The sequence below is a fragment of the Tsuneonella sp. HG094 genome (assembly GCF_053819285.1).
In genome coordinates, this window is record NZ_JBSORA010000002.1 from 1 (window position 1) to 26,138 (window position 26,138).

Below are 26,138 nucleotides of genomic sequence, written 5' to 3' on the forward strand. Positions count from 1 at the left end.
GGGTCGAACTCAGCCCACTCGGATCAGCGACGATATAGGTGAAGTTAAAATCACCATTGTAATCGGATGCCGGCACGAAGGTCAGCTTACCATCGGCACCAAGGCTCACTGTCCCAGCCACCATAGCGCCATCGTAGACTACAACCGAACCGCCTACCCCGATCGGCGAGCCGTTGATTTTCGTTACTATCAGCGGGTCGCCATTGGGATCAACGTCGTTACCCCGAACATCGAACGAAATCGCCGAATCTTCATTGGTGGTCAACGAGTCAGGAGACGCCAGCGGCGAATTTGGGTCGACGCCCCAATAGGCCTTTTCAACCGCCGATACCTTGAGGTTGATTGTTCTGAACGTAAATTCGGCCTGCCCGGCCTGCAGCGTGTTCGCACTGGTATTCTGCGCAATGAAAGTCTGATAGCGGGACCACTCTTCCAGGAAAGACGCCAAGAAGCCGGAATCCGCAACCTGATCGTTGCTTAGGTAAACGTATAAGGTGTCGACGTCAGGCGTCGAAGAACCCTTCTGGACCGCCCCGGTTCCTCCGTCGTACTGATCATAGGATCCGTAAAATCCCGTCGAACTCTTCCAGAGGTTCTGCCACGCGCGATAAATGAGAGTATCAGCACCTGAGCCACCCTGAACACGATCCGCCCCTGCGCCACCGTCGAGGGTGTCGTTGCCGGAACCACCATTCAGGAAATCTGCTGAAGTTGAACCAGTCAGAGTATCGCTGCCAGCCCCACCGATCAAATTCGACATACAAAATCCCCCACTCACCCGATCCCGCGGGTGCACGCCTGATCAACTGGGATGGGGCTTTGCTCCCGCTGCGACTCGTGAGCCCAGTTAGCTTGAGCCTAACGGATAAATAACTTGAGGCAGCGGAAAAATAGGCGAAAAGAAACTATGTCCTGAAATGAGACACTTGTGGGGCAAATAGTGACCACCTGAGCCCCTTTTTTGGGTGCTGCCGAAACAGGCTGCAGAACGCCAGTCAGGCAAGTTCCGGATTGTCGATTCGACTAATCCGTTCGCTACCGACAACGATTGGCGACAGCGCGATTATCTCGGATCGTCCAAAACTTACCCCCATTGAATCGAGGATCTCGTGAATCGGTAAAAGCCTTGACTGCCATAGAAGGATCTAGACATGATGCAGGATAAACGTCCATTTCAGGGAATCCGAATAGCGCCGTCGAATGCCGAACCCGAGGGCGCAAAGCAGCCACCTCGTCGGCTTATGCGCGTTCGATAAACTCGTCCCTGATCGCCTGGCTTTCGCGGAGGTCCTGCAACGCCCTTCCCTCTTGCGATGCGCCCTCCTTGTATGACCGATCCTTGAGCTTGGTCTTGTAGCGTCCAGGCACGATATCGTTGAGGATGTCGAACATCCGCTGTTCCCAATGCCACTCGTCGAGATAGCGGGCCTTCCGTTCTTCTGATCTGGAGCTGCGATATTTTTCGGCGAAGTAGCTGACATCTTCCTGCGCCTCTGCGCGCCGCTGCAGCGCTTCCTCGAGGCGGTCGCGCTGCTCCCTGGTCAGCGGTCCGGCAAACTTCACACCACCATTGTTGGGATCAAGGATGATGTCATCGGGATGCGGGATGGGGCGAGGCGGCTCTCGACCCGCCTTCTCGGCCTGTTCGATCGCCTGCGACCAGTTGTGCTTGTACTCGACCGCGCTGCCGAACAGTTCCATTCGGGAAGCGGCATCCTGCTGCTCGAGCCGAGTCACCATCTCGCTGAGGGTCTTCTGCGCGAACCGATTACCCTTGAGCGCGGACACACCCATCGCGCGGAACACCGCCTGGATCGCGGGAAGTTCGATGACCTTGTCGCCTTCGCGCAAGGTAACCGTGCGATAAGCTTCCTCGCGCAGGAACTCCTCGGCTGCACGCATACCGAGACCGGTGTTGATCTTCGGCTTGTTCGCAGCACCGCGAGGTCGGCCACGGGGGTTGCCTGACGCCCCCTTGCGGAACCTGTGCTCGGCAGGTGGACGTCCGTAGCCGACCTTGTAGGGAGCCGGCAGCTTCCCGGTCTTATCCTCCTCGTCGGCCGCGCTCATTCTGCCGCCTCCAGCACGATGCCAAGGCGAGCTTCAGCGATGTCCTCAAAGCTTGCATTGCTACCCACCAGCTTCGCCGGCTTTCCCGTGTATTCCTGCCAACGGCGAATGATCGTGTCACAGTAGATCGGATCGTATTCGATGAGACGCGCCGACCGTCCGGTTTTCTCGGCCGCGATGAGCGTACTGCCGCTGCCGCCGAACCCGTCGAGGACAATCTCGCCCCGCTTCGAGCAGTCGCGGATCGCATCTGCGATAAGCGCCACTGGCTTGACCGTGGGGTGCATCGCCAACTCATCGGAGCGGTTGGCGCCGATCGAGCTGATACCGGCATAGTCCCACACATTGGTCCGATACCGGCCCGTCTCGCCGAGCCCGAACGTGTTGGTGTGGGTCGCCGTGCCCTGTTTAAACACGAACACGAGCTCGTGCTTCGAGCGGTAGAATGCGCCCATCCCGCCGTTGGTCTTGTTCCAGATCACCAGGTTCTTGAGCTCGGTGAACGACTGTCCGCCTGCCGCAAGCAGTTCGCCGATGTGGCGCCAGTCCATGCAGACGAAGGCGATCGCACCGTCGCGCATAACGCGGGACATGTTGGAAAGGGTCTCGGTGAGGAACCGGGTGAACTCGCTCTCGCTCATCTCGCCCGAGGCAAACGCGAACTCCCGGTGTTTCACCGAACCGAGTCCGCAGACATTGCCCTCGATCGCCACGTTGTAGGGCGGGTCGGTGAACACAAGGTCGGCCCGCGCACCCTCCATCAATCGGTCCATTCCCGCTGCATCGCGGGTGTCGCCACAAAGGAGCCGGTGACGCCCCAGCTCCCAGATATCGCCCAACCGCGAAACCGGATCACCGCAGAGAACCGGTATCGCGTCCTCTGGCGCCGTCGGCCCATCGACGGACGCTTCGTGCGCCTCGTCTATTGCCAGATCGACCTCCGCCAGGCTGAACCCGGTCAGTTCGACATCGAACTCGAGGTCGACCAGCGCCTGGAGTTCGATCGCGAGGATCTCTTTGTCCCACCCGGCATTAAGCGCGAGCTTGTTGTCGGCAATGACGTAAGCGCACCGCTCGGTCTCGGACAGATGCGAGAGGGTCAGCGTGGGCACTGTCTTGCGGCCGAGAAGTTTCGCCGCCTCGACCCGCCCATGGCCTGCGATAATCTCGCCGTCATCCGAGACAAGGACCGGGTTCGTGAACCCGAAGCGCTCGATCGACGCCGCGATCTGCTTGACCTGCTTCCTGGAGTGAGTGCGCGCATTGCGCGAGTACGGCTTTAGAATGTCGATCGAAAGCTCGACGATTGCCTGAGTAAGTCCCGTCATAAGTGCCCCCTGCGAACCCCACGCGCAGCAAAGCGCGCCAGGTTCCACTAGCACAGGACAGGAGATATAAACAGGTCAAAACAAGAACATACATCGTACAAAAAGCACGGTCAATCGCATTTTTGTGGCTGACAGCGCTTCGCTGAGGCACGACGCTGATACAGATGCGCCTGACGTTGGCGCTAGATCGGCGATGATTCGCTTCGCCGTCCCCACATTAACAGTACCGTCCGCTTCTTCGCTGCTCGGAGCGAGGCATTCGCTGTTAGCCCGCGGCCGGCTCCCTGATCGCTCTCCGGGAATTCCCTGTTATGTGCGCAGGGAATTTGCCTCAGGAAATGGCGGATTTCTGCGGGTTAGAGATGCCCTCGATAGGCCGAAACGGCCTCGAAAATTGCAAATTCCCTGTAGTTTCCCTGTAAACTAGGGAAATCAGCGTAGAGACTCGTTCGCGCCCGACTGCGTCGCGCACCACCGAGCCCTGAGTGGCTGATTGTTCTGTTGAAGAAACGTCGGACTTAGGTGGCAGGATCTCTGTCGAACAAGAGTGACTGCTCTGGAGCACGTCACATGCCGGGACCTGGCGGGACACCGGTTGGATTTCCGTTTCCGACGTCGTTCGGGGCTTTCCAGCCCTACGTCACGTTGTACGGCAAACGATTTGTGCTGGAGGCGGGCCATGGCGAATAGCTCACACGGTCAGGGGTCGAAATACGGTGTTGCAAAGCGACTCATGGCGGCCATTCCGGGTTCGCGCGAAGCGCTAGCAAGGCTTTACATGCGGCTTCCCACGACCGTCTCAGCGGCGGCCTACGATGCGGCGCGACACCTGGTGTTCCGGGATAACAAGCACCGGATGCCCGTATTCGAAGCCGCATTCGCCGAAGTGCAGCGGACAGGCAACATCGGCGATTACCTTGAATTTGGCGTGGCTCGAGGAACTTCGATGATCAGCGCCGCAAAAATCGCGCGGCGGTCTCCCGACTTCGATAGCATGCGCTTTCATGCTTTCGATTCTTTCGAAGGTCTGCCGGACAGCGAGGGCGACTTCGCGAAAGGGGACATGGCCTACACAGAAGAGCTGTTTAAGGCCTTTTTGAGCAAGGCTGGCGTGCCACTCGACAAGATCACCGTGACCAAGGGCTTCTTCGACCAATCGCTTTCGCCCCGAGCCGCCGTTGAAAAGAGCATCCAGCACGGGCGTGCCCACATCATTCACATCGACTGCGACCTGTACCGCTCCACCGTTCCCGTGTTGAAGTTTATAGGGCCGCTTCTCGGACCAGGTTCGGTCATCATCTTTGACGACTGGTTCAGCTTCGAGAACGAACCTCGACCATGGGAACATGGCGAGCAGCGGGCCTTCGGCGAATGGAGCGCCCGTCGCCAATTTGAACCGCTGGCGATAACCTATCCCTGGAATGCCGCCTGGAAGCTCGTTCGCGAGTAGCGCGAGGAAACCGCTTTCCACCCCAGCAGCAGGCACGGGCCGCACGCCCATCTGTCAGGGGCAAGCGTGAGCAATCAGGCGTCGCGACGTTGCGGGATTTGCCACGGGTTCTCATCCTGCAGAGGACGCGGCAGCAGTGCTTGGGGGATATCCTGCCAGCAGACGGGGCGGAGAAAACGGTGCATCGCCAACGTGCCGACGGAGCTGGTGCGCGCGTCGGAGGTGGCCGGAAAGGGTCCTCCATGCACCATCGCGGGCGTGACCTCCACGCCCGTCGGCCAGCCGTTCGCTATGATCCGGCCCGCTCGCTCCGCGGCGGCGAGCAACACGGTGGTCGCGGTCCCGGCGTCAGCGGCGTCGCATTGAACCGTGATGGTCAACTGGCCTTCGAGAGCGGAAAGTGCCCTGGTCATCTCCGAAAGCGAGGCGCACTCAATGATGACGGCATTCGCACCGAAGACCTCTTCGCGGAGTTCGGACCTGTCCAGGAATGTCCGCAGGTCGGTGAGGAACAGCGCTGCGTTGTTTCTTTCATCGCTCGACCGGCCGCCGATGCGGCGCACGGACGGCTGCGATCCGATGGTCGCGACGCCAGCCTCGAACGCGTTCCGAATGGCGTCCGTCAGCATCGTCGCAACGGGCGCGCTTTCGAGTGCTTCGGACACGGCCGAAATGAAATCATCGAGATCGGGTCCAGCGAGAGCGATCACGACACCGGGATTCGTGCAGAACTGGCCCGCACCCAAGGTCAGGGACGCAGCGAACTGGCGTCCGAGCTCGGCCGATCGCTCCGCCAGGGCATGTGGTAGAAGCACCACGGGGTTGATGCTCGACATTTCGGCATAGACGGGAATCGGCTCCGCACGACGCTGAGCGATATCGACGAGGGCGAGACCACCCGACCGTGACCCGGTGAAACCGACAGCCTTGATGCGCGGATCGGCCACCAGGGCGCCGCCGAGCGCATTCGAGCGTCCGGGCAGAAACGAGAACACGCCTTCGGGCATACCGGTTGCGACCGCTGCCCTGCGGATCGCGCGCGCGACGATCTCTCCCGTGCCCGGATGGGCGGGATGCCCTTTGACGACGACCGGGCAACCCGCAGCGAAGGCCGAGGCGGTATCACCGCCTGCGACAGAGAATGCGAGCGGGAAATTCGATGCGCCGAACACGGCGACCGGGCCCACCGGTACATTCATCCGCCTCAGATCGGGCCGCGGGGGCACGCGATCCGGCAATGCCGGGTCGATCACGACGTCGAGCCAGTCTCCCCGGCGGATCTCATGGGCGAACATCGCCAGTTGATTGACCGTTCTGCCGCGCTCGCCCTCGAGCCTCCCCTGCGGCAGCCCCGTTTCCGCCATCGCCGTTTCGATGAGGCGGGACCCGGCGCCGATGATCTCCGCTCCGATTGCGTCGAGAAAGGCCGCGCGCCGCCCTGGCTCAAGACTTCCGAAAACGGCGCTGGCGTCCGCCGCTTTCGTGCAGGCATCGACGACGTCGTGCGGCGTGGCTTCGCTGACCTCCGGCCCGATCGCTTCCCCGTTTTCCGCCGCGACAGCGCGAAAGGTTTCCGAGGAGCGACGGTCCTGCGCTCCCACAAGAATGCTGCCGTCGATCATACAGTCTCCAAATAAAAACCCGCGCTCGGCAGATCGTTGCTGCCGAGCGCGGGTTCTCCCTCATCCATGAAAGGCTAAAAGGTGAACTTGGCGCCGAAGTTGAACTGGCGACCGCTGTGGGTGAGTACGTTCAGGCGATTTGTCTCGTCGACGAACAGGTCGTTCCTCTCGTCGGTGAGATTGATGCCTTCGACGCTGAGCTTGATCTGTTCGGTCAGGTTGTAGGACACCTGTGCGTCGACGTTCACCGTCTCGTTTGTGCCGTTGTAGGCGTTGCCCTCGGTGCCCGGCACCGCGGTCAAGTAGCGGGACCTGTACGACACCGAACCGCGAACCGAGAACTTGGCATCCTCGTAGTACAGCGTGCCATTGGCCGCGTACTTGGACAGGCCCACCAGCGGCGCGGTCACGAAGCTCGTACCCGCGGCATTGGTGAGATACTTGAGGTCTGACTTCACGTAGGTAAAGTTCGCCAGGACGCCAAGGTTGGCGAGCGGGCCGGGCAGGAAGCTGAAGGGCTGCTGCACGTTGACTTCGAAGCCCTTGAGCTTGCCGCCGCTCGAATTGACCGGCTGGCTGACGATGAAGACATCGGTCGGAACGGCGGTCGTCCCGGTCAGCAGCGAAGCGGGCAGTCCGAGGTCAGCGAAAGGCACCGAAACGCTGAGCGTCTGCACGAAGGAGCCGATGTCCTTGTAGAAGCCGGCGACCGAGTAGATCGCGCCGCGTGCAGGGTACCATTCGATGCTGGCGTCGAAATTGGTCGATTTGGTGGGATCGAGGTCCGGATTGCCCGAGCTGAAGGTCCGGTTGCCGCCCGATACGCTGAGGTTGCCACCGGGCGAAATCGACCCGATGCCGGCGCGGGCCAATGTCTTGGCTGCCGCCACGCGGATCAGCAAGTCGTCGGTCACGTCGAACACGAGGTTGCCCGAGGGGAGCCAGTTCTCGTACCTCCGCTCGGCCTCGACAAGGTTCACCGATGCGCCCTGGCTCGCGTACCCGGTGGAATTCTGGTCGGTGCGGACCCAGCGCAGGCCGATGTCGCCGCGCACCGGCAGGCCGGCATCGCGCAAGTCGAATTCGGCCATGCCCCAGGCACCGAGGTCCTTTTCCTCGACGGTTACGAAGGAGCCGCGGGCGCTTGCGTTCTCCACGCCGCCGGTCGCGTAGATCGGGTTCGTGTAAATTCCGTAGAGTTCGGCGAACTTCGCGAGATCGGGCACGATCCAGCCTGTCGGGGTACCGGCAGGAATGCCGAGCCCGCGACCGAACCCGGTGAACGGCACTGTCGCCGCCGCGATCTGCGCGGCCGTCAGGGTCTGGACGACCGTCTCGCCCGAGAGACGGCGGCGCTCGGTCGAATCATAGGTGAACTTGCGCCAGTCGACACCCGCCTTGAGCTTAACCGCATCGCTCATCTCGTATTCGAGCATGCCCTTGGTCGAGGTGAACGTGTTGTCGACCGTCTGCGGCCGGATGCGAACCTCCGATGTGCCGCTGGTGAAGGCGAATGTGCCGGGGTTGCTGATATCGACACCCGGCTGGATCAGCGGGAAGCGGGTCGAGAAGTCGTATTTGAAATTGTTGGTGTTGGCCGCGTCGAGCGTGACCGTCGTCTGGATCGGGTTCGAGAATGCCGAGTTGGCATATCCGATCAGGCCGACGAACTTCAGCTTGTCGCCGATTTCCTGCTCGAAGTTGCCAGTCAATTCGTAGAAGTCGGTGATCAGCCGGTCGAAGCGCGACTGCACGCGCAGGTCGACCGCATCGAACGTCCCGCTGATGATGTTGTTGTTTTCATCCACCACACCGGTGCGGATGATCGACTGCGGCTTGCCGCTGCCCCCGCGACTGAAGCCGATGGCTTGGAACTGGGCTTCCTCACGGGTGCCGTCGAGGCGCGAATAGAGCGCATCGAGCGAGATGAGCGTTCGATCGGTCGGACGAAACTGGATGGCTCCGGCGGCACCGAGCCGCTGCTGCTTGATCCGGTAGCTCACAAGCCCGGGAATGCGGGGGTGGTACAGACCCGTTTCAGGATTGGCGTTGTTGATCTGGGCGATGGTGTAGCCCGGAATGGTCGATGCGGCGTTGAAGCCGCCGTTGAACCCGCCGTAGGTCCAGCGCGTGATGTTGGCGCCTTCCTCGACAAGGTCGCGCTCTTCGTAGGCGACCGACAGCAGGACGCCGAAACGCCCGTCGTCGGTCGTTGTCGTGACCAGGCCCGACAGGCGCGGAGTCATCTTCTGCGACAGGTCGTTGTAGCTTCCCTGCGCCGACAGCGAGACGGTGGGTTTGCGGAAATCGAAGGGGCGCGTGATCGTCAGGTCGACGGTCGCGCCGAGCGAGCCTTCCTCGACGTCGGCGGTCGCGGTCTTGCGTACGGCCAGGTTCGAGAAGAGGTCCGAAGAGAAGATGTTGAAGTCGAAGCCGCGGCCGCGGTTGACGCCGCCCGAGTTGTCGGTTCCGCCGGTGGTGCCGATCGCTTCCATGCCGTTGATGCGGACACGGGTATATTCGGGGCCGAGGCCGCGAACCGAGATGTTGCGCCCTTCACCGTTGACGCGGCTGATCGCCACGCCGGGAATGCGCTGGAGGGATTCGGCGAGGTTGAGATCGGGAAATTCGGCGATGTCTTCCGCCTTGATCGCATCGACCGCGGCGGTTTCGTTGCGCTTGATCGCGAGCGCGCTCGTCAGGCTTTCGCGGAAGCCCGTGACGACGATCGTGTTCGCATCGTCTTCGGCAGCCGCTTCCCCGTCGGTTGCGACACTCTCCGCAACCTGGGCATCCTGGGCTGCGACCTGGTTGCCCGCCATGACCCAGGCGGCGACCGAACCCGCCATCAGAACCTTGCGGACGTGCTTGCGCGAAACATTCATGGCGAATTCCCTCTCCCTCACCGATTGGTACGGTGTCAGCGAGTTTGGGAATATCCCGGCCAGCTCTCTAAAGGCCAATCCCAATCAGGCATGGATCAAGCCAATCCTTGCACTGATGATAGGCATGCTCAGCGAAAATCGCATTGATCTAGCCAACCAGTGGCTTGATCATGCCGCTCTTGGCCTTGGACCGGCTCGGCGCGAGCGGCTAGGAAATGCCGGCAACTACCGACGGCGACAACGAGCCGAGGGACCGGGCGAGAGGAAACTGCGATGACGACGGACGCAAAGCCGACCAAGGTCCGCTACCGGATTATCGCGCTCATATTCCTGATCACGACGCTCAATTATGCGGATCGGGCGACGTTCTCGATCGCGGGCGAGGCGGCGGGCGAAGAACTCCAGCTCGGCGCGATCGCAACCGGTTATATCCTGTCGGCGTTTGCGTGGGCCTATGCGCTGGCCCAGATTCCGGGCGGCGCGTTGCTCGACCGGTTCGGCACGAAGCGGGTTTATGCCGCCGCAATTGCACTGTGGTCTCTCTTCACCGCTTCCCAGGGCTTCGTCGGATTCATCGCCGGGCTGAGCGCAGTGGCCGCCCTGTTCACTCTGCGCTTCCTCGTCGGCATCTGCGAAGCGCCGTCATTCCCGGGCAATGCCCGCCTCGTCGCGGCCTGGTTTCCCGGACGCGAGCGCGGGACGGCGGCAGCGATCTTCAACAGCGCCCAATACTTCTCGCTCGTCGTTTTTGCGCCGCTGATGGGCTGGCTGGTCCATGAACATGGATGGCGGTCGGTCTTCTGGGTAATGGGGCTGCTGGGCTTCGTCGCGGTCTTCGTGTTCGTCACCTTCATTCACGGACCGGACAAGCACCCGTCGATCAATGCGCCCGAGCTTGAGCTGATCCGCGAGGGTGGCGGTCAGGTCGCGATGGAATCGGCCACCGCCGACAAGGCGAGCTTCAGTTGGCCGAACGTGCGTTCGCTGCTGACCAGCAGGATGCTGGTCGGCATCTATCTGGGCCAGTACTGCATCAACGTGCTGACCTATTTCTTCGTCACCTGGTTTCCGATCTACCTCGTAAAGGAGCGCGGCCTCAACATCCTGGAAGCCGGCTTCGCAGCGGCCGTACCGGCTCTGTGCGGCTTTTTCGGCGGCTTGATCGGTGGGTTCTGGTCCGACCGGATTCTCGCCCGAACCGGAAGCCTCGACAAAGCACGCAAGACTCCGCTGGTGGTCGGCATGATCCTCGCAACCTCCATCCTGGCCTGCGTCTGGATCGACAGCGAAGCACTGATCATCGTCGCGATGAGCCTGGCTTTCTTCGGCAAGGGGATCGCGTCGCTGGGCTGGGCCGTCATGGCCGACGTTGCTCCGCGGCGACTGGCAGGTCTTTCGGGCGGTGTCTTCAACATGTTCGGCAACGTCGCCGGCATCGTCACGCCGATCGTGGTCGGTTACATCGTGGCAGCGACGGGATCGTTCGACCTCGCCTTGGCGTTCGTCGCCGTCCACTGCATCGTCACGATCCTTGCCTACACGCTGGTCGTCGGCCCGCTCCGCCGGGTGGAATTGCCCGCGTGAAGGCGACGCGGCGGGGGGTCATCGCAGGGACGGCCGCGCTTTCCGCACTACCTGCGAGTGCGCGAAAGTCGAACGCGATCGCCGTCACCACGCCGATGGCCACCCCGCGCTGGGCCGAACTCCAGCGACGGCTTCTCGCGGCCAATGCAGAGGCGTGCGACACCTATTATCGTCGCTATGTTGGTCCGAATGACGAACTGCAGTGCTTCGAGCGGTGGGGCGCCAACGACGGGCCCGACGACGCGGCCGAATTCACCAACGACTGGATCACCCTCCATGCGCTCGGCGCGCCAGACAACCTTCTGAGCCTTTCGCAGCGGTTCTGGGAAGCCCATCTGAGGCAGTACACCCGCGTGCGTACGATCGAAACGCCGATCGCCCGGAAGGGCATGTATCATCGGGAATTTCCCGTGCAGATGGACTGGCAGCACAACGCGGAAGGGCTGACGACCTTCAACGTCATGGGCCTCAGTGCGCCGCGCGACCGGCGCCTGTGGCTGCGCACCCGCCGGTTCGCCGATCTCTACACCGGACGCGATCGTTCGGTCGCCAACTACGATCCTGCCCGCCGCTTGATGCGCAGCATGATGAACGGCAGCCGCGGCCCGATGATGCGCGATGCGACCGCGCTCGACTGGGCGGGCGATCCGTTCGACACGAGCCCCTTCAACATCGAACACGGCGAGGAGAACTACGACCAGTTCCTCGCGCATTACCGCGAATATACCGATGTGGTCGGCGACAATCCCTTGAACCTGCAATCGACGACGCTGGGCCTGAACGCCTACGCTCTGGGCCTTGGGGATAGGTTCCGCACGTGGGCGCTCGACTATCTCGGCGCCTGGGCCGAGCGGGCGCAAGCGAATGGCGGCATTCTTCCCAGCAAGATCGGGCTCGACGGGCAAATCGCGCCGGACTGGTGGGGCGGAACCTATGGCTGGAACTTCGCGCCGGTCGTTCCGCAGACCGGCGAACGCGAAGCGCGCAACCGGGTCCCGCGCTCGATCACCGCGTTCATGGGGGCCGCCGTGCTTTCGGGGGACCTCGGGTTCATCAAGCTCTGGCGCGAGCAGAACGCGCTAATCAACGCCCAATCGCGGCAGGTCGATGGCAGGATGTCCGCACCGACGATGTACGGTCCCCAAGGGTGGTGGGGCTACAAGCCGGGGCCCTACCGCACCAACGCATTCGAAATCTGGTACATGACGCAGGATGCGGCCGACCGCGAAGGTGCCGGGGACCATCCGTGGATCGCCTTTCTCGAGGGACGCAATCCCGCCTATGCCGAACTGGCGCTGGCGGAGGACCTCGAGTTCGTCGCGAAACGCGTCGCCAAGGTTCGCGCCGACACCTCGACCCCGGCGACCCGGCTTGCCGACCATACGCTGGACTACAATCCCGCGGCGGCGAAAGCTCTGATCCAGACCATGACGGGCGGCTTGCACATCGCGCGTCCCCCGTGGTCGCCGACCAGCCCGCCGCAGGGCGGCGTGCCGCTGCATTGCCGCGTGCGCTATTTCGATCCGGCGCGTCGCCGCGCCGGCGTACCCGACGGTGTCGCCGCACTGGTTAGCGGCATGGGGGATCGGTTTACGGAAATTACCCTCGTGAACACAGGCGCGGCACCCCGCTCGCTGATCGTGCAAGGCGGCGCGTACGGCGAACACCGGATCGACCGGATAGACCTCGATTCCGCGTCGCACCCGGTCGGCGACCGGCATGCGACAATTCACCTCGCGCCGAATAGCGGGGCCAGGATCAGGCTCGAGATGACCCGGTTCGCGAACCGGCCGACCCTATCGTTCCCTTGGGATCGCTGATCAGCCGCCCGGCTTGATATACGGGGCAACGGACCACAACAGCCGCTCCTCCCGCCGGGGGTCGTCGATCACCCGCGTGGCGGTATCGAAGATCATGGTTCGCCGCCGATCGAGCTCGTATCGCGGCCAGTCAGGGACACTCGGGCAGTTTGGATCACCGGTTCGCGCGAGCGCGATGAAGGCATCGGCCATCCTGCCGGCCAGCCGCCGCGCCTCCGGCCCCGCTCCGGTTTGCGACCCCTTTGCCGCGACATTGTCGAATACGAGCGGGATATCGAGCGTATGGAACGCTCCCAGTACGCCGCCGAACTCGGGCGACGGAAAGTCGAGCTGGTACATCCAGGTCGGCGCGCCGATCTTCGCTCGCTCCTCAGCCTGGATGACATGACCCGGCCAGGACCGGCCTGCCGTCGTCGCGGCAAGCAGAATCTGGCCGGGCGTCTTCTCGGGATAGATTTCGCGGTAGCGCTGCGCCACCCAATCGGGAGCCGCATCGCGGGTAATCTGCGTGGCGATCCGGGCCGGGAGGTTGTCCCACGTCGTATCGCCGCGCTTGAGCATGTCGGCAATCCAGCCGCCCGTTTCGTCATGCGTGTTGCCGATGATCAGCGGTATATGCGCCGCCTCGCGCGGGGCGTCAGGGACGAAAGGATGGCGCGGCAACACTCCGTGATCGAGGGTCGAGACGAAGCTGATTTCGCCCTTGCCCTCGAGCGGATCGGTCATCTCCATGGCCTCGACCAGCCGTTCGACCGGCAATTCGCGCAATGTCGCGACATCGGAAGCGCCGACCTTTGCCATCCAGGCTTTCGCTCGCGCGGTCGCGTGCATGGGACCGGCCGCGGTCACGTGCTGGCCGCTCATCGTGGCGGCCCGGTGGAATAGCGGCCTGGCTTCCGGCATCGCCATCAGGGTGACCGTCTTGGCGCCCCCGCCCGATTGACCGAACACCATGACCCGGTCGGGATCGCCGCCGAATTGCGCGATGTTGTCCCGCACCCAGCGCAGTGCGAGCACGATGTCGAGGTTGCCCACGTTGCCCGACTCCGCCGGGCCGCCAAGTTGCGCGAGATAGGCGTATCCGAGCGCCGCAAGCCGGTGGTTGAGCGTCACCACCACGACATCGCCGCGACGGACGAGATTGCCGCCCTCGTAGAGCGGATCCGAACCCGACCCATGCGCGTGGGCGCCGCCGTGGAGATAGACCATCACCGGTCGCCTTCCGCGATCGAGCCCTGCGGTCCAGACATTGAGGAACAGGCAGTCCTCGCTCGTCGCCTCGGTCGCCTTGGTCTGGGGCGCGGCGGCGCCATAGCGTGTGGCGTCGGCGATGCCCGTCCAACGCGCCGGTGCCACGGCGCGGGCGAAGCGATACGGCCGGGTATCCGCCCCGTAGCGGATGCCGCGGAACACAAGGACGCCCTGCTCGCGAACACCGCGAACCCGACCGGAGGCCGTCATAGCCACCGGATCGCCGGTTTTTCCCGAGGCTTCGCCGGACAGTAGCAGGGCGGCCGAGGACATCGCGCCGATCGCGACGCGGCGAGTGATCACAGGCTGGCCGATTCGATGCAGAGCTTGCGCATGGGTTCGAGCGCCGGGTTGCCGTTGTCACGCTTCCAGATCGCAAACAGTTCGACCGGACGTTCTGGAGTGGTCGAAAGCTGGCGGAACTGCACATCGTCGGGATGCAACCCCATCGCCGATTGGGGCACGATCGCCGCCGCCAGGCCCGCGCGGACCAGCCCGAGCATCGAATGGATCTGCGTGACGTGCTGGACGAAGAGCGGCGCCGATGCCGCTTCGTCGAACAGCCGCACCAGCATGTCGTGGAAATACCCCGCTCCCTGACGGGAATACATGACCATCGGGCGGCCATCGAGATCGCTGGGCGAAAGCACCGCATGGGATTGCAGGTCATTCCCCGGGGGCAAGGCGACCACGAGGGGTTCCGTCAGCATCAGCGCCGAATCGAACTCGCTCCGGGTCACGGGAGGACGAACGAAGCCGATGTCGATCAGGCCCGTCAACAACGCATCGACCTGTTCGCCCGTAACCATCTCGCGCAGTTCCAGCTCGATGTTCGGCAGGGTCGCACGCGCGTTTGCGACGATCTGGGGAATCAGCGAGTATCCCGAAACCGCGGTGAAGCCGATGGCGACCTTCCCGGCATCTCCCTTCGCTACGCGGCGGGCAGAGAGCTGGGCGCTCTCGGCGAGGCGCACGATCCTGCGCGCCTCGATCAGGAAAACCCGTCCTGCGGGCGTAAGCGACACGTTGCGGCTGGTCCGCTCGAGCAGCGTCACGTCGAGAATTCTCTCGAGCAACTGGATTTGCCGACTGAGCGGCGACTGCGTCATGTTGAGGCGCTGTGCCGCGCGTCCGAAGTGCAGCTCTTCCGCAGCGGCCACGAAACAGCGCAGTTGGCTGAGCTCGAACATGAGCTCAGCCTAGCGCCATCATGCCGCTGCCGCGAGAGCCTTGGGCGACACGCGCTCGATAAGCGTCCGAAGTTCGGATTCTTCGGCTTCGGTCAAGTCGGTCAGCGGAGAACGCACCGGACCTGCGTCGCGCCCGACGAGGCGGCACCCGGCCTTGACGATCGACACCGCGTATCCGGCCGAACGGTTGCGCAGCGCGATGTAGGGCAGCACGAAATCCTGCAATTGCTTGAGGACCTCTGCCCGATCGTCGGCGCGCACGGAGCGATAGAACGCCAGCGCCCACTCGGGCATGAAGTTGAAGATTGCCGACGAATAGGTGGTCACGCCCATCGTCAGGTACGGAACGGCAAAGGTTTCCGCCGTCGGCAATCCGCCGATATAGGTCAGGCGATCGCCCATCCGGGCATAGATGCGGGTCATCAGCTCGATGTCCCCGACCCCGTCCTTGTAGCCCACGAGGTTGGGGTTGCGCTCGCACAGGCGAGCGAGTGTATCGTCGTTCACGATCGCGTTGTCGCGGTTGTAGACGATCACGCCGAGGCCGGTCGAGCGGCATACCGTTTCGATGTGGGCCGCCAGCCCATCCTGCGTGGAGTTCACCAAATAGGGCGGCAACAACAGCACACCGTCCGCTCCGGCAGCCTCGGCGTCCCTGGCGATGCCGACGGCGATCTCGGTCCCGTAACCGCACCCGGAGATCACCGGAACGCGGCCGTTGGTTTCCGCAACCGCTGCGCGGACCACCGCGCCGACCTCGCCCGGAGTCAGGGAGAAGAACTCACCCGTGCCACCGGCCGCGAACAATCCGGCCAGGTCGTGATCGAGCATCCACGCGCAATGATCGCGATAAGGCGCTTCGGCAAACGTGTTGTCGGCATCCAGATGCGTCACCGGGAAGGACAACAAGCCCTGGCCAATCTGCCGTGCCATCGAAACCGGACCCATCATCGCACCTCTCGCCGTTTGTCGAGCGATGGATACGGAGCGCCGGTTTCGCAGTCCAAACCAAATGCGCGCACGATCGTTGCCGAGATTGGCTAGATTGAATTCCGGAGCCCGAAAGACGCGCTGGGCCATTGACGTCAGCGCATCACCATAAGCTGATCACCGGCGTCATCATTGAGCCCAAGGAAGCGTCTGCAGGTTGCCAGCGACGACCCGATTCATGCGTGCGCAGACGTGAGCAAGCCCCTTGGCCCGAAAACCCGCGACCACGCCTCATCCCGGGAAACCTGCACGACGGCGGCCCTTAGCTCGCTGGCGAGGGGATCATCGACCAGCCTTCCGTCGGCCAGGTGGTCCAGCCAGCATCGCATGCCCTCTTCGATCGCGGGACTGGCAAGCCCTTGAGCACGCCGGTGGGCAAGCGTTTCGAGCCAGCGTTGCGGCAGCTTCTGGCTGCCATCCATCGCGATCTGCGCCAGCCGATGGTGCAGGGACGGATTGGCAAACCGGTCGAGCAGGTCGCCCGCATAAGCCCGGAGATCTTGGCCGGGGGCGGTCACGATGGTCGGCGCGGCCTCATCCGACATCAAACCGAAGGCTAGGCTGGCGAGACGGGGATCGGCGACAGCTTCGTGGACATAGGAATGGCCTGCCGCCAGTCCGCAATAGGCCAGGAGCGAATGGGCGCCGTTGAGCATCCGCAACTTCGCGGTTTCGAAGGGGCCGACGTCGCTGACGATCTGCGCCCCGTGGTCCTCCCACCGTGGACGCGGCCCGGCAAAATTGTCCTCGATCACCCATTGGCTGAACGGTTCGGTAAAGACCGCGCCGTCATCATCGAGGCGCATCCGCTGGGAAAGCTCGGTCAAGGCTTCGGGTGTCGAGGCCGGAACTATCCTGTCGACCATGCTATCGGGCGCGGTGCATTCATTGCGAAACCAGTCGAGAAGGCCTGCATCGTCGGCCAGCCATTCGGACATGAGACGTCTCAGCGTCTTGCCATTGGCGGAAAGGTTGTCGCAACTGAGCAAGATGATGCCCGGCAGGCCGCTCGCCCGTCGTCTTGCGAATGCCTCGGACAGGAGCGGATAAAACCCGATCGTCGCCGCCGCCAAATCCAGCGAACCGTCCGCAGCGCGGCAGTAACCCTTCTCGGTCACGGTGAAACTGACGATGTGGCAGTCGGGCGAAGCGATGCGCTCGACAATCCGGGCGGAATCGCTAGCCGCTACGAGGACATCGCGCACGGAACCGATCACGCGCGTGACATCGCTTCCGCCTGAACGCTCTGTCAGCGTGTACAGACCGTCCTGCGGATTGAGCTGGTTTGCGACCGTGGCCGACCGCAACGAAACGCCGCAGATCATCCAATCCCGTTCGCCCGCTTCGAGGCACGCATCGGTGTACCACGCCAGATGCGCGCGGTGGAAAGCGCCGATCCCGATGTGAACGATGCCGATGCCCTGAGTGCGGTCGTAACGCGGTTTGGCGATTCCTGCCGGTACCGCACTGATCGTTCCCGCCGATAGCCTCACAGGCGGTACGCCTGCTTGGCAAGGTTGTACGCCAGATCGCGGGCGAGTTCGGCTGCCTCCCAATCCTCCAGGCGATGCTCGACCACGAGCTCGGCAAGGAAGCCGCAGTCAATCCGCCGCGCAAGGTCGTGGCGGGCCGGTATCGAGAGGAACGCGCGCGTATCGTCGTTGAAGCCCACGGTGTTGTAGAAGCCCGCCGTCTCGGTGGTCATCCGGCGAAATCTCTTCATGCCCTCGGGGCTATCGTGGAACCACCACGAAGGTCCCAGCTTGAGGCACGGATAGTGCCCGGCCAACGGCGCTAGTTCGCGCGCATAGGTACTTTCGTCGAGCGTGAAGAGGATGATCGACAGGTCGCGCTCGGTCCCAAAACGATCGAGCAGCGGCTTGAGCGCGCGCACGTAGTCGGTGCGTGTGGGGATGTCCGCGCCCTTGTCCCGGCCGAAGCGGGCGAACAGGCCGGCATTGTGGTTGCGCATGGATCCCGGGTGGATCTGCATGACCAGCCCGTCCTCGACGCTCATCGCGGCCATCTCGGTCAGCATCTGGGCACGGAACAGCTCGGCATCCGCTGATGTCGCATCACCTCCCTTGATCCGGTCGAACAGCGCCGCAGCCTCGGTCGGGGACAAGTTGGCGGTAGCGGCCGTCGGATGCCCGTGATCGGTGCTGGTCGCGCCCATCGCTTTGAAGAACGCGCGTCGCTGCCGATGGGCGGCGAGATAGCCAGACCATGTCAGGCAGTCTTCGCCGGTCATGTCCGACAGTCGCCCGAGATTTTCTGCGAACCCTTCGAATTCCGGGTCGACCACCGCGTCGGGCCGGTAGGCGGTGATCACACGCCCCTGCCAGCCGCTGTCGCGGATCGCCTGATGATGCTCCAGCGTATCCAGCGGTCCTTCGGTCGTCGCGATCACGTCAATGTTGTATCGCTCGAACAGCGAGCGCGGGCGGTAGGCGTCGGTCGCCAGCTTTTCGTTGATCGTGTCGTAGTAGAGGTCGGCAGTGTCGGCATCCAGCCGCACGTCGATACCGAACCCTTCTGCAAAGACCCAGTCGAGCCACACTTGCGAAGGTGTGCCGCGGAACAGGTGGACGTTCTCGGCAAGTATCCGCCACGCAGAGCGCGGATCGTAATCGCGCTTCCCGTCCACCGTCGGTACGCCCAGGTCTTCAAGCCGGACGCCTTGCGAATAGAGCATGCGGAACAGGTAGTGGTCGGGCACCAGCAACAGCTCGGTCGCGTTGGCGAAATGCTCGTCGCTCGCCCACCAGCTCGGATCGGTGTGTCCGTGGGGGCTGAGGATCGGAAGATCCTTGACCTCGGCATAGAGCGTGCGGGCCACCGCGCGGGTCGCGGGGTCGGCCGGCAGCAGGCGGTCGGGATTGAGAACGAGTGGTCGGGGCATCAATCTTCCAGTGCGGTGTATCGATAGTCGCGGAACACGGCTTCTCCCGGCCCCGCTGCGTAGAGTCCGGGGCGGAGCATCAGGAAGCCGCCGCGAACGTTGTGGTGGTAGCCGGACACTTCCATTCCGCGGTCGAACCGCAGCCATGTCTGCCCGCCGTCTCCGCTGGTGTCGTAGGTCACGATATGTCGGCGATTGGTTACCCGCAGCCGCATCCGCCGTCCGTGCGGATTGACCGGTCGCGCCCGCTCGATGCCGTACTGATGGGTCACGAACCGATCCCCATCGAAGCCGAGACCGCAATAGAGCTTGTCGTCGTAGAACAGGATCAATCCCGCGCGGCCGCCCGGCGCGCACTCGATCTCGCATTCGAAGCGGTAGCTCGTGTCGCCCGCGATCTGGAGCAGCGGCGAGCCGGTCGACGGCGCCTCGCCCGCCCCGCGCAGGCGCAGTGCCCCGTCCGCCACGCGGATGCGGGCCGCCTCGTCCGGCGCAGGCCGGAAAAAGCTCCACCGGCTGCCGAGCGCGAGCGGCTCCTCGAACGCGTCGGTCAGGGCAAGACCGTGCCGCACCGCGCGGCCACCGTTTGGTATCGGCATCGCGTGGGCAAGGTCGCCGCCGGTCATCCGGAACCAACCGTCCGAAGTGAACTCGACCGGATCGAGCAGGCACTGCCGGCCAAGTGTCCAGTAGCCGTTCTCGAACCCGTGATAGAGCGACCACCACGATCCGTTCGGTGCCTCGACCAGCGATGCGTGTCCGCGCGACCACCACGCCTCGTCGATGCTCGTGGTGCGGACGATCGGGTTGCCAGGATGCTGCTCCCACGGCCCATGGATCGAGCGCGAGCGCGCGGCGATGACCATGTGGCCCGTCGGCGGCCCTGCCGTCCCACCCACCGCGGTGATCATGTAGTACCAGCCGTTCACGTGATGGATTTTTGGCCCTTCGGGCGAGAAACCCTCGACGATCCAGTCAGACGGATACCGCCAGGGATCGTAGACGTGCTCGACCGGACCCGCGAGGCTGAGGCCGTCGTCGGCCAGCCGGACACGGTCGCCGCCCGAGAGGAACAGCCACTTGCTGCCGTCCTCTCCCACCGCGAAGCAGGGGTCGATGTGATCGGGCAGGCCGAGCGGGATGGGATCGCTCCACGGCCCGTCGATGCTCTTCGCGTGGATCACGAACGTATCGTTCTTCGGGCTTGCCTTGACCGGGATGTAGAGCAGGTAGCGGTCGCCATCCTTGTGCAGGCTAGGAGCCCAGACCGCACCGATATTCCTGTGCAGCGCTGCCTTGCGCGGCTGCCAGTTCACCAGATCGCGCGAGTGCCAGATCGTGAGACCCGGATAGGCGTCGAATGTCGAGAAGGTAACGTAGTAGTCGTTACCGTCCTTGAGCACGCTGGGATCGGGATGATCCCCGGCGAGAACCGGATTGAGGAAAGTGCCGTCGCCGCGATCGGGCTTGCGCTGGTTGTCGAAGGTGCGTCCCCAGCGGCGATCGGGCGCTGCGGTCGCCGATGCGCCCTCCGGCCATGAGGCCAGTAGCCCCAGACCCGCTGCACCGGCCGTGCCCAGCGCGCCGCGCCGCGTGGTTTGCATCAGCCGAGCCCCGTCGTGCGCGCCCAGGTTCGCCACAGGTCGGGCCAAGCCTCGACCGGTTTGCCGACCGCCTTGCGCAGGCCGAAGCCGTGCCCCCCATGCTCGAACAGGTGCATTTCGCGACGGATACTTTTTTCGGTGAGCGCCGCATGCAGCCGCAGGGTGTTGGCGACCGGTACGGCATCGTCGTCCTCCGCGTGGAGCAGGAAGAACGGCGGCGCATCCGCTGGCACATTACGGTCGGGGGAGTGCGCCGTTTCAAGAGCCGCGGTCGGGTTCGGCCCAAGCAGCAACGTGCGCGACCCGGCGTGCGCTATCGCCGGATCCATGCTGACCACGGGATAGATCGGTGCGGCGCAGACAGGCTTGGCGGACAGGCGATCCGCCGCGTCCACGGGGTCGTAAACCTTTGCGGAGAACCGAACCCCCAGATCGGCACAAACGTGACCGCCCGCCGAGAAGCCCATCGTCCCGACCCGCTCGGGATCGATAGCAAAGTCACGGGCCCGGTGGCGGATCAGGCGTATCGCGCGTTGCGCATCGGCCAGCGCCACGTTGGGACCCGCCGCCCAGCCCTCGCCCGGCAGGCGGTAGAACAGCACGAATGCCGTGAACCCGCGCGCCGCCAGCCAGCGCGCCATTTCGTAGCCTTCCTTGTCGACCACGACCCAGCGATACCCGCCACCGGGCGTCAGCAGCACGGCGGCGCCGTTGGGACGGTCGGGGCGGAATACCGCCATGCGGGGGCGGGTGATGCCGAATACCGCGCGATCGGTGACGAGGCTATCGGTCGAGCGTTCGTTGACCGTCTCGACCGGAGGTTTCGCGGGCATTCCCGGCGCGCCCCTGGGCCAAAGATCGATGGTCTCGCTCGGCTGCGGCAGGCCGGGTGGCAAGGCGCTGCCGGCCGCCGGGGGCGCAGTCTGCGCGGATGCGCGCGTCCATCCGAACGCAGACGCGGCAAGGCCCGCGCCAAGGATCGATCGCCGATCACTCCTCAACGCGGGCCTCTCATTCTCATGTCGCTTATCAGGTCAGATCTTCATCCGGGCGCCGAACAGGATCGTGCGACCGAAATGGTTGTTCTCGTAGTTCCGGTCCGCATCGAAGTCGGTGTAGCGGTAACGGTATTCGTCGGTGAGGTTATTGCCTTCGACCGAGAGCTCGAGCCATTCGAACAGCTTGTAGCGGAGCGAGGCATCGATGTTGGTCGTCGCACCGTACCCTTCGAACACGTTGCCGGTGCCCGAATTAGCGTCGATGTACCGGCTGCGGTAGCTCGCCGAGACACGAGCGCTGAGGCGTCCGTCGTCATAGTAGAGCGTCCCGTTGTACGCCCGCTTCGACACACCGAACAACGTGGCGTTGCGCGTGGCGGTCACGTTCGAACCACCCGGCACGACCGACGGGCCCTGCACCGTATAGTCGGCATCGGACGTGATGAAGGTCGCGTTCGCCAGCACGCCGAAGTTCTTGATGAACGCGGCTTCGGTGAAGGCCGAGAACGGAATCTGCGCAGCCAGTTCGACGCCCTTCAGCGTCGCGCCCGTGCCGTTGACCTGCGAGGAGACCGTGTAGAGCTGGTTCGGATCGTAGTTGATGTACGCGGGCGAGCTGGTCGCCAGCGCATCGCGGCCGAGGCCTAGCTGGGGGAGCGTCGCATTATACGCACCCGAAACCGGGAAACTCTCGATCTTCTTCACGAACCCGGCGACCGACAGCAGCGCCTGCGGAGCGAAGTACCATTCGACCGACGCGTCGAAGTTGGTCGCGCGATAGGGGTTCAGGTAAGGGTTGCCGAATGTGGCGCGCAGGTTGAACCCGTCGACCGAACCCGCCGGATTGAGGTTGCCGAGCGACGGCCGCGTCATGACCTTGCCGATCGCGCCGCGCAGGATCAGGTCCTGCGCGGGATAGAACGCGATGTTGAACGACGGCAGCCAGTCGTCGTAGCTGCGCGTGACGTTGACGCCGTTGGACGCCTGCGAGAACTGGTTCGTCTTGACGTACCGCGTGCCCGCATTGCCAGCGTATTCGAGTCCGAACAGGTCGCCCTTGAAGTTGAACTCGATGTAGAGCCCCTTCGTCGTTTCGCGAACCTGGCGGGTGTTGCCGGCATCGACCCGCGGGGTGAGGCTGTAGAGACCGGTGAAGGCCGTCGCCGTCTCGAGATTGGGGATCAGCCATTCGGTGGTCGTGCCCGCAGGCTGGCCCGCGTTGCCGAGGGTGAATAGTTCGGACAGAGCGGCGGTAACCGGGAAACCGTAGACCGCTGTCGGTCCGAACAGGCTTGTCGGGCTACAGGTGATCGTGCCCGACGTGCTGGTGACGAGGCTGGTGCCGCCGTTGCCGCACACCGCGGTGTCGCGCTGGAACGCCTGGCTGGCGAAGTCGAACCGCCGCCAGACGCCGCCCATCTTTACCGTAAATCCGTCGGCAACGTCCCATTCGGCGCGCAGTTGCGCAGTCTTGAACCGGTTGGTCACGTTGGACGGCCGGTCGCGGATTTCGGCGAGCTGGAAGGTCGAGGGCGACGACACGCTCGGCGTGCCGAAGGTCAGCGTCGGAAACGCCATGTCGGTGTAATCGTACTTGTAGCCTTGCGAGTCGCGGTCGTCGAAGACGATCGTCGTTTCGACCGGAATGTCGGCGTTCGACTTCGAAATCCCGCCCAGCGCCGACACGCGGAAACTGTCGCCGAAGTCTTGCTCGATCCGTCCACCGAACTGGTAGAATTCGGTTTCCGACTGACGCAGGTAATGCTCGGTCCGAACATACGCGTCGTTGAGCGTCGCCGAAATCATGTTGCCGTTCGAATCGTACGTCGGATTGACGACATCGATGGACCGCTCGAGCGAGCGGAGGAGGACTTCGCCCCACTTCTCCTCGCGCGCTTCCTTGAAGCTCGAATAGAGACCGTCGATCGAAATATTGGTGCTGTCGGTCGGCGCGAACTGCAGCGATCCGGTCAGGCCGAGGCGTTCGCGATCATGTCCGATCTCGCCGTAGCGCGGGATGCGGGGGTGAAACGCCAGCGCGGCCTGGTCGCACGCAGCGCTCGAGCGATAGACGCCGCCGGAGTTGGGTGACGGAGTGGTGCTCGTCGCCGAGGAATACCAGCAGGGCGTGCCGTTGACGCTGTCGAACCGGGCCTGCGCCCAGCGGACGGTGTTGTTGCCGAGTTCGAGGGTGTCGGTCTTCGAATAGGCGGCCGAAACCGATGCGCCAAATGTGCCGGCATCGTTGCGCCAGCTCAGCAGGCCCGCCACGCGCGGCCCGACATTGTCCGACAGATCGTTATAACTGCCGACCAGTGACAGAGCGCCGGTCAGCCCGGCCTTTCCGGCCAGCGGGTTCCCGGTGTTGAGATCGACGACCGCTCCGAGCGAACCTTCGTCGAGGCTCGCCTCGGCGGTCTTGTGCACCACGAGGCTGCTGAATAGTTCGGACGCGAACACGTTGAAATCGAATGCGCGGTCGCGGTTCGAGGACGCGCCATCGGTCGAGGTCGCGATCGTCTCCAACCCGTTGACGCGGACACGGGTGAACTGCGCGCCAAGTCCGCGCACGGTTATCGCCCGGCCTTCACCGCCATCCCGCTGGATCGAAATGCCGGGAATGCGCTGAAGCGATTCGGCGAGGTTCTGGTCGGGGAACTTGGCGATGTCTTCGGCGACGATCACATCGACCGCGGCAACCGAGTTCTTCTTGACGTTGAGCGCGGCCTGCAGCGACTCGCGGAAACCGGTGACAACGATCTCGTTGACCGGCTCGCCGTCCTCGACCGCGGGTTCATCGGTGGCCGGAGCATCCTGGGCGAACGCAGCCTGGGGAAGCAGCAATGCCGATCCCGTCAGCAATGCCGCGCGGATTTGACGGGTCCACTCGCTCTTATTCATCACATCCTCCCTTGATCTTCGTTTTTCCTTCGACGGCAGTCGGCAGTTCGCGCGGGGCGGGAATCGCCTGGACGAACCACCGGGAAACCAATCGAGGTCGGTTTAGGTAACCGGTGTCATAATCTATTGCCTCGCCTTTATCGCTCTGTCAACAAGGGGTGGAGAGGAGCCGAACGAATGAAGGGTATCGCGCGCCGATTGGCACTGGTCGCACTTACGGCAGGAGTGATTTCACTAGGCGTGGGGCCGGCGTTGGCGTCACCGCCGGACCCGACTCGGGGAGGCAGCGGCGGGCGCATCATCCGCGTCACTTCGCTGGCGAAAACCGGTCCGGGCACCCTCGCGGCGGCCCTGGCCGAAAAAGGACCGCGGATCATCGTGTTCGAAGTCGGCGGCACCATCGATCTCGAGCGCTCGACCCTGACGATCGACGAACCTTTCGTCACCATCGCCGGTCAGACCGCCCCATCTCCCGGCATCACGATCGCCCGGGGCGGCGTCGACGTGCGCGGGCACGACGTGAAGATGCAGCATATCCGCGTGCTCACCGGGGTCGATGGCCAACCCAAGCTCAGCGGCTGGGAAGCCGACACGTTATCGACGGTCGCAGCGTGGAACGTGCTGGTCGAGAACTGCACCTTGATGTGGGGAATCGACGAGAACATGTCCGCTTCGGGCCCGCGCTTCACGGGGAACACGCTGGCGGAGTGGCGACAGGGCACCAGTCACAACATCGTGTTCCGCCGCAACCTCGCCGCCGAGGGCCTCGCCGACGCCAGCCATCCCAAGGGAGAACACTCGAAGGGATCGCTGATCCACGACAACGCGACCGGCATCGTCTTCGAACGCAACGTCTGGGCGCACAACGTCGAGCGCAGCCCCCTGGTCAAGGGCGGCGCGCAGGTGCTGATGGTCAACAACCTGATCTACAATCCCAGGCACCGAGCCGTGCACTACAACCTAATGGATCTCGAATGGGCCGGCCATGTGCCGGTCACCGGAGAGATCACCGCGGTCGGTAACGTCTATCGCGGAGGCAACGACACCGATCCGGGCCTGCCGTTTCTGACTATCGGAGGCGTCGGCGATCTTGCCTACTACGGCCGCGACAACCGCGCGGTCGACCGGTACGGCAACGCGCTGCCGATGTTCGGACGCTATGGCGAGACCGGCGCGAAGATCATCGAGAAGAAGGCTCCGCTCGCCAGCCTGGCCGGATACGACATCCTGCCGAGCGGCGACGTCGAAACGACGCTCCTCGCGACGGTCGGCGCACGCCCGTGGGATCGCGGACCGCAGGAAATCCGCGTGCTCTATTTCATCGCCGAAGGACGCGGCGACATCATCGACGACGAAAAGACCGTCGGTGGCTTTACGAAAGAGGCACCGACGCGCGCGAAGTTCGACGAGCAAGCGTGGGACCTTTCGACGATGACCCCGCGATCGGGTGCCTACCCCGGGCAGAAACCGGGTGCGCAAGAACACCTCTCACCGCGCGATCGCGCCATGCGAACCGGAGGAAGCTGACGTGCTTTCAACCCTG

General features: G+C 63.7%; 18 protein-coding genes. 5 read left to right on the forward strand and 13 right to left on the reverse strand.

Annotation, left to right across the window (positions count from 1 at the left end; all coding sequences use genetic code 11):
• From ACWPMX_RS14505 to ACWPMX_RS14515, 3 genes are all read right to left on the reverse strand, one after another.
• On the reverse strand, window positions 1-760 hold a 760-nt coding region (locus ACWPMX_RS14505), incomplete at its 3' end, for an Ig-like domain-containing protein (protein WP_455700808.1).
• A gap of 479 nt (window positions 761-1,239) precedes the next feature.
• Window positions 1,240-2,070 carry a DUF5681 domain-containing protein gene (locus ACWPMX_RS14510; RefSeq protein WP_455700809.1) on the reverse strand — a complete coding sequence of 277 codons (831 nt, stop codon included), beginning with the start codon at window positions 2,068-2,070 and terminating at the stop codon, window positions 1,240-1,242.
• Window positions 2,067-3,398, reverse strand: coding sequence for a site-specific DNA-methyltransferase (locus tag ACWPMX_RS14515; RefSeq protein ID WP_455700810.1), 1,332 nt, complete (start codon window positions 3,396-3,398; stop codon window positions 2,067-2,069). Before ACWPMX_RS14515 ends, ACWPMX_RS14510 begins: the two co-directional genes overlap by 4 nt.
• Window positions 3,399-4,077: 679 nt before the next feature.
• Here ACWPMX_RS14515 and ACWPMX_RS14520 point away from each other — a divergent pair.
• Window positions 4,078-4,848: a TylF/MycF/NovP-related O-methyltransferase gene (locus tag ACWPMX_RS14520; RefSeq protein ID WP_455700811.1), complete on the forward strand. Its 771-nt coding sequence runs from the start codon at window positions 4,078-4,080 to the stop codon at window positions 4,846-4,848.
• A 74-nt stretch (window positions 4,849-4,922) separates the two neighbouring features.
• Here ACWPMX_RS14520 and ACWPMX_RS14525 read toward each other — a convergent pair whose 3' ends face one another.
• Window positions 4,923-6,470: an aldehyde dehydrogenase (NADP(+)) gene (locus ACWPMX_RS14525; RefSeq protein WP_455700812.1), complete on the reverse strand. Its 1,548-nt coding sequence runs from the start codon at window positions 6,468-6,470 to the stop codon at window positions 4,923-4,925.
• A 74-nt stretch (window positions 6,471-6,544) separates the two neighbouring features.
• Window positions 6,545-9,355 carry a TonB-dependent receptor gene (locus tag ACWPMX_RS14530; RefSeq protein WP_455700813.1) on the reverse strand — a complete coding sequence of 937 codons (2,811 nt, stop codon included), beginning with the start codon at window positions 9,353-9,355 and terminating at the stop codon, window positions 6,545-6,547.
• On the opposite strand from ACWPMX_RS14530, the gene ACWPMX_RS14535 reads away from it, so the two are divergent.
• The 3 genes from ACWPMX_RS14535 to ACWPMX_RS14545 are packed head-to-tail and all read left to right on the forward strand — an operon-like array spanning window position 9,354 to window position 12,759.
• Window positions 9,354-9,632, forward strand: coding sequence for a hypothetical protein (locus ACWPMX_RS14535; RefSeq protein ID WP_455700814.1), 279 nt, complete (start codon window positions 9,354-9,356; stop codon window positions 9,630-9,632). The genes ACWPMX_RS14530 and ACWPMX_RS14535 overlap by 2 nt on opposite strands.
• Window positions 9,629-10,939 carry an MFS transporter gene (locus ACWPMX_RS14540; protein WP_455700815.1) on the forward strand — a complete coding sequence of 437 codons (1,311 nt, stop codon included), beginning with the start codon at window positions 9,629-9,631 and terminating at the stop codon, window positions 10,937-10,939. The genes ACWPMX_RS14535 and ACWPMX_RS14540 overlap by 4 nt, the downstream gene beginning before the upstream one ends.
• Window positions 10,936-12,759 carry a hypothetical protein gene (locus tag ACWPMX_RS14545; RefSeq protein WP_455700816.1) on the forward strand — a complete coding sequence of 608 codons (1,824 nt, stop codon included), beginning with the start codon at window positions 10,936-10,938 and terminating at the stop codon, window positions 12,757-12,759. The genes ACWPMX_RS14540 and ACWPMX_RS14545 overlap by 4 nt, the downstream gene beginning before the upstream one ends.
• Here ACWPMX_RS14545 and ACWPMX_RS14550 read toward each other — a convergent pair whose 3' ends face one another.
• From ACWPMX_RS14550 to ACWPMX_RS14585, 8 genes are all read right to left on the reverse strand, one after another.
• On the reverse strand, window positions 12,760-14,313 hold the full coding sequence (locus ACWPMX_RS14550) for a carboxylesterase/lipase family protein (RefSeq protein ID WP_455700817.1): 1,554 nt from the start codon (window positions 14,311-14,313) through the stop codon (window positions 12,760-12,762).
• Window positions 14,310-15,200, reverse strand: a complete 891-nt coding sequence (locus tag ACWPMX_RS14555) for a LysR family transcriptional regulator (protein ID WP_455700818.1) — start codon at window positions 15,198-15,200, stop codon at window positions 14,310-14,312. The genes ACWPMX_RS14550 and ACWPMX_RS14555 overlap by 4 nt, the downstream gene beginning before the upstream one ends.
• Window positions 15,201-15,218: 18 nt before the next feature.
• Window positions 15,219-16,133 carry a 5-dehydro-4-deoxyglucarate dehydratase gene (gene kdgD, locus ACWPMX_RS14560; protein WP_455700819.1) on the reverse strand — a complete coding sequence of 305 codons (915 nt, stop codon included), beginning with the start codon at window positions 16,131-16,133 and terminating at the stop codon, window positions 15,219-15,221.
• Window positions 16,134-16,366: 233 nt separating this feature from the next.
• Window positions 16,367-17,683 (reverse strand): mannitol dehydrogenase family protein, encoded by a 1,317-nt coding sequence (locus tag ACWPMX_RS14565; protein ID WP_455700820.1) that lies wholly within the window; start codon window positions 17,681-17,683, stop codon window positions 16,367-16,369.
• Complete coding sequence (gene uxaC, locus ACWPMX_RS14570; RefSeq protein ID WP_455700821.1) at window positions 17,680-19,092, reverse strand: glucuronate isomerase; 1,413 nt, start codon at window positions 19,090-19,092, stop codon at window positions 17,680-17,682. The genes ACWPMX_RS14565 and uxaC overlap by 4 nt, the downstream gene beginning before the upstream one ends.
• On the reverse strand, window positions 19,092-20,696 hold the full coding sequence (locus ACWPMX_RS14575; RefSeq protein WP_455700822.1) for a family 43 glycosylhydrolase: 1,605 nt from the start codon (window positions 20,694-20,696) through the stop codon (window positions 19,092-19,094). Before ACWPMX_RS14575 ends, uxaC begins: the two co-directional genes overlap by 1 nt.
• On the reverse strand, window positions 20,696-21,697 hold the full coding sequence (locus ACWPMX_RS14580) for an alpha/beta hydrolase (RefSeq protein ID WP_455700823.1): 1,002 nt from the start codon (window positions 21,695-21,697) through the stop codon (window positions 20,696-20,698). The genes ACWPMX_RS14575 and ACWPMX_RS14580 overlap by 1 nt, the downstream gene beginning before the upstream one ends.
• Before the next feature lie 33 nt (window positions 21,698-21,730).
• Complete coding sequence (locus ACWPMX_RS14585; RefSeq protein ID WP_455700824.1) at window positions 21,731-24,595, reverse strand: TonB-dependent receptor; 2,865 nt, start codon at window positions 24,593-24,595, stop codon at window positions 21,731-21,733.
• A gap of 177 nt (window positions 24,596-24,772) precedes the next feature.
• Between ACWPMX_RS14585 and ACWPMX_RS14590 the strand changes: the two genes are divergently transcribed.
• On the forward strand, window positions 24,773-26,122 hold the full coding sequence (locus tag ACWPMX_RS14590; RefSeq protein ID WP_455700825.1) for a pectate lyase family protein: 1,350 nt from the start codon (window positions 24,773-24,775) through the stop codon (window positions 26,120-26,122).
• The last annotated feature ends 16 nt before the right edge of the window (window positions 26,123-26,138 follow it).